Annotated in this window: 5 protein-coding genes; 4 read left to right on the top strand and 1 reads right to left on the bottom strand. The window is 36.9% G+C overall.

Translation table 11 applies throughout. The features are described from left to right. Positions 1-112 precede the first annotated feature (112 nt). The gene (locus GVO62_RS03430) at positions 113-1,408 is read right to left on the bottom strand and encodes a PDDEXK-like family protein (RefSeq protein WP_159117747.1); all 1,296 of its coding nucleotides are present in this window, start codon (positions 1,406-1,408) and stop codon (positions 113-115) included. A 308-nt stretch (positions 1,409-1,716) separates the two neighbouring features. Between GVO62_RS03430 and GVO62_RS03425 the strand changes: the two genes are divergently transcribed. The 4 genes from GVO62_RS03425 to drt3b all read left to right on the top strand — a co-directional run bounded on the left by GVO62_RS03425 (position 1,717) and on the right by drt3b (position 5,869). Then, the gene (locus tag GVO62_RS03425) at positions 1,717-2,085 is read left to right on the top strand and encodes a hypothetical protein (protein WP_159117746.1); all 369 of its coding nucleotides are present in this window, start codon (positions 1,717-1,719) and stop codon (positions 2,083-2,085) included. A gap of 94 nt (positions 2,086-2,179) precedes the next feature. Next, the gene (locus GVO62_RS03420) at positions 2,180-2,392 is read left to right on the top strand and encodes a hypothetical protein (RefSeq protein ID WP_159117745.1); all 213 of its coding nucleotides are present in this window, start codon (positions 2,180-2,182) and stop codon (positions 2,390-2,392) included. A 67-nt stretch (positions 2,393-2,459) separates the two neighbouring features. Next, on the top strand, positions 2,460-3,812 hold the full coding sequence (drt3a, locus tag GVO62_RS03415; protein ID WP_156078786.1) for an antiviral reverse transcriptase Drt3a: 1,353 nt from the start codon (positions 2,460-2,462) through the stop codon (positions 3,810-3,812). Next, positions 3,809-5,869, top strand: coding sequence for an antiviral reverse transcriptase Drt3b (drt3b, locus tag GVO62_RS03410; RefSeq protein WP_159117744.1), 2,061 nt, complete (start codon positions 3,809-3,811; stop codon positions 5,867-5,869). The genes drt3a and drt3b overlap by 4 nt, the downstream gene beginning before the upstream one ends. Positions 5,870-6,026 lie beyond the last annotated feature (157 nt).

Here is a 6,026-nt window from a genome sequence, read left to right as displayed (position 1 = left end):
AAGTCGGTTTTTTTGTTTCTGGAATTAATTCAATAATTAAATCACAAATTTTTCACGGTTGTAGCAGGACAGACTAAAGTGACTGTCAGATTTACCAAGCTACCAAAGCCACTCAGCTACCTTCATCAACTGAACTCCAGTAGCCGTGACTAGCATCGCATACCTCAGAAAAATCATTTACCAACTTCATGAATTTATTAGTAAAAGTATCCAGCATAACTGTCTCACCTCTATTAACAATCTCTGTCCATAAATCGAACTTTAGATATTCATAGGTAAGCCACCATTTGCTTTGTGGAAAACGGCTGTATCCACCTGACACTCCAAGTTGTCGTAACTTTTGCTGAATCTGGGCTTCAGCTACCACTTGACCAAGATTTACGCTTTCATCCCTACGAACAACACCTATTGTTACTGGTGGGTTAAAATCTGAGGCATTAAATTCAAGAGCAATAGATAATGCGTTTGACTTATTATAAATTCTGAATGGATACCCCCACTTTTTACTCAACTTACCAAAATCGTAGCTAACCTCCCATCCATCAGGTAAAAATATTGAAACTCTTTTTTGAAGCTGATCAAAAAAAGACTCCATTTGTTGACTTTTTAAATCTGGAAGTTCTCTAGACACTTTTAATGCCGTAGTTAAAAAGCGTTGTTTTTCTTCAACAGAGACGCTGTCTAAGTATTCCTTTAACGTCATCACTTTACTCCGATAAGTACCTGTTAGCTTATGAACCACTTCCATGTATTGTTTAATTGGAAAGGATAAATTTTGGAGATTCCCAACCTCATTGAGGCTTTTCTCCAGCCATTGTATTATTGAGGGATGTTGAACACTTGAGTAATACAAATTTGAGTAAAAGACTGTGTCAGCACTATTTGTCAATTCTGTCTTTTCGGCATTTAGACGATAATTGCCCAAGCTATATTCGCTTGGTTCAGGGCGATCTATCGTCAAATAAATCACCCAGATATTTATTTCTTCAACATCGCTATTTTGCTCATTCACATAACTAATGTATCGAGCAATCTGATTAGGCTGATCACCAGCATAAATCTTATTTTCGACAATGATATGATTCGCCCCATCTGTGAGGTATATATCAATGTTTTCATGTTCTCTGTGGACACTTGCTGAGGCCAAATCAAAACTAAAACGACTTGGCTTGTAGAGTGATAAAAATATTTCCAAAAATAAGGAGTCTTGGTAATGCAAGCCTTTGGGATTTAACAACGACGCAATAAACCTTGAATGAAGGCGGACTTCATCCCCTTTGTTCAAGAGCGTCGTGAAAAGATTAAAATCATTCAATCCTCTACGCTTCTGTTTCGCCCGGTAATCTTGATACTCCTGAAAAAGAAAAGCCATATCTGAATATGCCTTATCATTAATACTTTTCTGCACAAATTCCCCAAAGTACATCGAAATTAGCGCCTAAACACAACGCGAATCAGGTTAGTACTGTTAATTTCATCACTACTTCATACATTTAAACAATCTCAATTTCCGAGCTTAGAAGCGCTCATATGCCTTTTTTTGAAAGACATCTACTGTTTTACCTTCTTCTACTTGAGATTAAAACCCCATACATTCGAAACTATGCACTTAATCTAGACAGGCATGTGTAAAGGTTTAAGCAAATAAATTGTAAGTAGAAGGGTTCTAAAAGAAAAAAACGTTAGTGAGGTAAAAACTGTATAAAGACGATTTAAATGGCCTCATCTTATCCTCGTATTGGTATCTTTTGGGTTTACCAACATAAACTCATATCAAAATCTATACAATTATCTCAAGCCTCATATAGCAGTGTAGGAATTGCCGACAGCAACTTCAGCCACATTGATGTTTGGGAATCAGAAAAAGTTTACCTTCCTGAATGTCCAACGCTTTTTGACTCTGAATATCAAGCGCTACCTCGCGGGAGAATTTTATTTGATAAGAAAAATAACACTTTTAGCATGTTCGCCGATAGAAAAATTGTAAGAAGTAAGCACTACAGACAAATGATCATAAACGCCTTTTCTCTACAGGCGCAAAAATGCATATGGAGAACAGACTCTCACTATGTTGTTTTCAGTTAAGGGATTAAAATAAAGCTTTATCCCAGCAAAAGTAGATAGACTAAAGTGACTGTCAGATTTACCACTCGCTAAGCAGTGCGGTATATCAATATCAATGATTGAACAGCATTACAGTCACGTACTCCCAAAGATATTTGGCAATCAGCTTTTAGGTATTGAAATGGATGAGATCAAACAGGACAAAGACAGAATCGTACTGTCACTGAAAGAGCCGTTGCGTCTTACACTAAGAGAGCTAAAGAATGGGAAGCTAATTATCAACTTCGGGGGTGCATATAATGGCCAACCATTCCCCACTACGTCTTGAAAAAAGAGCCAAAATGATACATCTTGGATGAGCTTCTAAAAATGGAGAAGTAACTTAAAGGACTAATATGTTTGACCAGTCGTTCTCACATCAAAATTTATTCAAAATATACGTTCATGAGAACAAGAAAGGAAATAATCTTGCTGAACGCTTCTTCGAAGATGTAAGCGAAGAGTACACGAAGGTCAAACGTGCAAGAAAGTTAATCAGTAAGATTTATTCTCGACGTCGTTACTATTCGCCAGCCGTATTTGAGAAACGAGTTCTTCTCCTGTATAGATTGCTTCGCGAAGTAAAAAACAAAAAAAATGAAGTAGTCAGAAGTCACCTAAAAATCATCTCAAATAAAATTTCCGAGAGGAAATTTAAATTCTCACTAACCAAGCTAGACGAAAAAGTAAACGACAAAGATGTTTTTATTACTGGCAGTTCGGTCGACTCTTTCTTTGCCGAAAAACAAATACAAAAAAATATAAAATATACCTATGGTGTGAAACAAGCTGATAGAGACCTAATCGTTCCACAACTTCGCTCCGTTTTGGCTAACAAGTTTCCCAAGATTATTATCAAAACTGACATAAAGTCTTTCTACGAGACTATCGATAGAGAACTTTTACTGAAGAAGCTAAATAAGAGTCCAATCCTCAGCCTCACCACTCGAAAAATCATTGCAAGACTACTTGAATCATACGAAGAACAGTCTGGCGCGAGCTTGGGCATTCCCAGAGGTGTCGGTGTCAGTGCCTACTTAGCAGAGCTTTATATGAAGGATTTCGATGCGGAAGTAGAAAAGTTACCAAGTCTTATATATTACGCACGTTATGTTGACGATATCGTCATAGTACTTTCACACACACCGGGGAAAGACTCCCAACACCACCTTGATTTTATCGAGTCAAGGCTTCGCGAAGAGCAGTTAAGCTTAAACCTTACCGGCGACAAAACAAAAACTATTGATTTCAGCACAGCAAATTGTAACTTTCAGTTTGATTATCTTGGTTATAAATTTAAATGCGCCAGTGGTAGCGTAAAACTTGAGTTGGCAGATAAGAAGAAATCCAAGTATCACAAACGAATAAGTGACGCTATTAACGCCTACAACAAACACTCAAAGCGACAACCCAAAAAAGCAAGACGAGAACTTTTATTGCGACTTAAATTTCTGACCTACAACACAAAACTTTCCAATAATAAAGGAAACGCGGTCGTAGGGATTTACAACTCAAACCGATGGATAACAAGCTCTGATTGCCTCCAGAATCTTGATCATAAACTCCAAGGTTTAGCTAACGCGATAAATAACGCAGGGTTAAGAAATCGAATATCAAAATACTCATTCAAAGAAGGCTTTGATAGAAGACTATTTGCAAATTTCACTGCTCAAGAGTTCTCAATAATAACTAGGGCATGGTCAAAGTGAAAAAAACCATAAGAATAAAACTAAAAAAAGAACGAGCTATCCTGTCTGATACTCTTCCATATGAAACCCCGATTACTTTTTCCAATAGGTTTTTCTACGAATTCATTATTGAGAACTCTCTTGAAGTTGAAGGTGACAAGATTATATGGAACAGCTTAAATGAAGCCAATGATGCTGTGGTGAGGTTGCTTTTTGGCATAAGTGAAAATGAAGTAGAAAAAAATGGTGCCAAGAGAACCATCGTCATTAAAAATGGCACCTTTATTACTGTGCCTTTTCAATATGGGGTTAGCCACAAAGAGGATAGTTATAGAAAGCTCTCCGTACCTCATCCTAGAAATCAACTTCAGATAGCCAACTTCTATGAGAAGTACAAAGAATTGATTCTCTATTATTCTAAGAGGTCAAAATTCAGCCTTCGCCACCCGCATAAAATTGCCGACACTAGACTCTTTGACGATGAAAGAAAAAGTGCTTCAGTAGTACTTACCAACCAGTTTGATAAAAATCTTTCCTACCGCAATAAGCATCTAAAATCCTTTTTTGGATACCAAAAAATTAGAAATATACATGAGTTCTTTGAGTCAAAGGCATACCATCAATGCGAGAAGAAATACAACGTAATGGCTCAGCTCGATATCTCAAAGTGCTTCGATTCAATTTACACTCATTCCATTGCGTGGGCACTACTAGGTAAAGGCCCCGTTAAGACAGAGCTTGCTAATGTAGGCAACAAAACATTAGCTGGCTCATTCGCAGATGACTTTGACTCATTGATGCAAAAGCAAAACTACAATGAAACAAACGGTATTCTGATCGGGCCTGAGTTATCTCGAATATTTGCCGAATTAATCCTACAAAAAGTTGACTTCAACCTTGAGTCGAGGCTTGCTAAATCATCAATTTATCGTGATAAAGATTATTCTATTTTTAGATACGTAGATGATTATTTCGTCTTCTTTAATGAAGAAAAAATATACAAAGTGATAGTTGATACGCTTCTCGAGCACTTATCAGAATATAAACTCGGCTTAAACACAGAAAAAGAAATCGTTTATAAAAAACCTATAATCACTGAAATAACCATAGCAAAGAGAAAAATATCTGAGCTACTGAACGATAAGATAAAAATAGATATTGATGAGGACGAAGAAAAAGTAGATGAAGAAGGAGAACCATTAAAGTACGGAAACATTTTTATTCACGCAAAAACATTGATCACAACATATAAATCAATACTTTCTGAGAGTGGGGCAGAATACAAAAGCGTGATTAACTACACGCTCACAATAGTAGAATCAAAACTCAAATCTATTTTTAAGAAATATTCGCAAGTTCAGTACGACTACAAAACTCACAGAGACCTATTGGATTCTATAGACGCTTGTATTGAGTTCGCGTTCTTTATTTACAACGTCGCTCCGAGAGCCAATACAACTATAAAGCTAAGTCGAGTCTTAAAAGAAATAATCGAATTCTGTAAGAAAAAACCCATCGAAATCGATGAAATGCACCACATCTTCAAGTGTATCTCAGACAATATTTCGTTTGTAATAGAGAAGTATGAGACAAAAAACTATACACAGGTTGAGACGCTTTATTTGCTGACAGTTTTGTCAGAACTAGGTAAAGATTACTGGTTGCCTGAGCCATCTTTAGTTAAGTACTTCGGAGGAACATATAATAGAGGTAAGAAAACCGTTTCTTTTGATAGCAGTTTGAACTACTTTTCGATAACAGTAATTCTTTTTTATATGCGTGATAAGTTACGTTATGGCAGGGCGAGAAAGGCCATCAAGAAAACTATAAAAGAAAAGCTAAAATCCCCTGAAGCTTCGCTGAAGAAAGACTCAGAGTTATTCTTCCTTTTAATAGATTGTATCAGCTGCCCCTACTTAGAGAATGGATTCAAGCAAGACCTGCTTAAACACTTTGGCATATCTAAAAAGAAGCTTCGAGACGAGATTATTAATCTGAGACAAAATTGGTTTACCAAATGGGTCAATTTCAGCTTTGCAGATGAACTTGACTCCAAACAAAGTGACGAAGTATATTAATCGAACTTCGCATCGCGCCAACCGCTAATGACTGTAGGCAGTCCCACACACCCGCGAAGCGCATTATTCGGTCCTATGCATGGACGATTTTGCTTAAGCAGTCCGGTGTCGAGCTGCTTCCAAATTTATTTTTATCAATAAAGAAAAAACGCGATGC

Origin of the sequence: Alteromonas sp. KUL150 (assembly GCF_009811475.1) — a bacterium.
GTDB classification, from domain to species: Bacteria; Pseudomonadota; Gammaproteobacteria; order Enterobacterales; family Alteromonadaceae; genus Alteromonas; species Alteromonas gracilis.
Note: the sequence above shows the minus strand (reverse complement) of the source record. Positions and strands in the feature narration are given on the sequence as shown.

Bases quoted from the DNA above. Each gene is read 5' to 3' on its own strand.
- GVO62_RS03425 (WP_159117746.1), top strand. From the start codon at position 1,717: ATGGCCTCATCTTATCCTCGTATTGGTATCTTTTGGGTTTACCAACAT.
- GVO62_RS03420 (WP_159117745.1), top strand. From the start codon at position 2,180: ATGATTGAACAGCATTACAGTCACGTACTCCCAAAGATATTTGGCAAT.
- drt3a (WP_156078786.1), top strand. From the start codon at position 2,460: ATGTTTGACCAGTCGTTCTCACATCAAAATTTATTCAAAATATACGTT.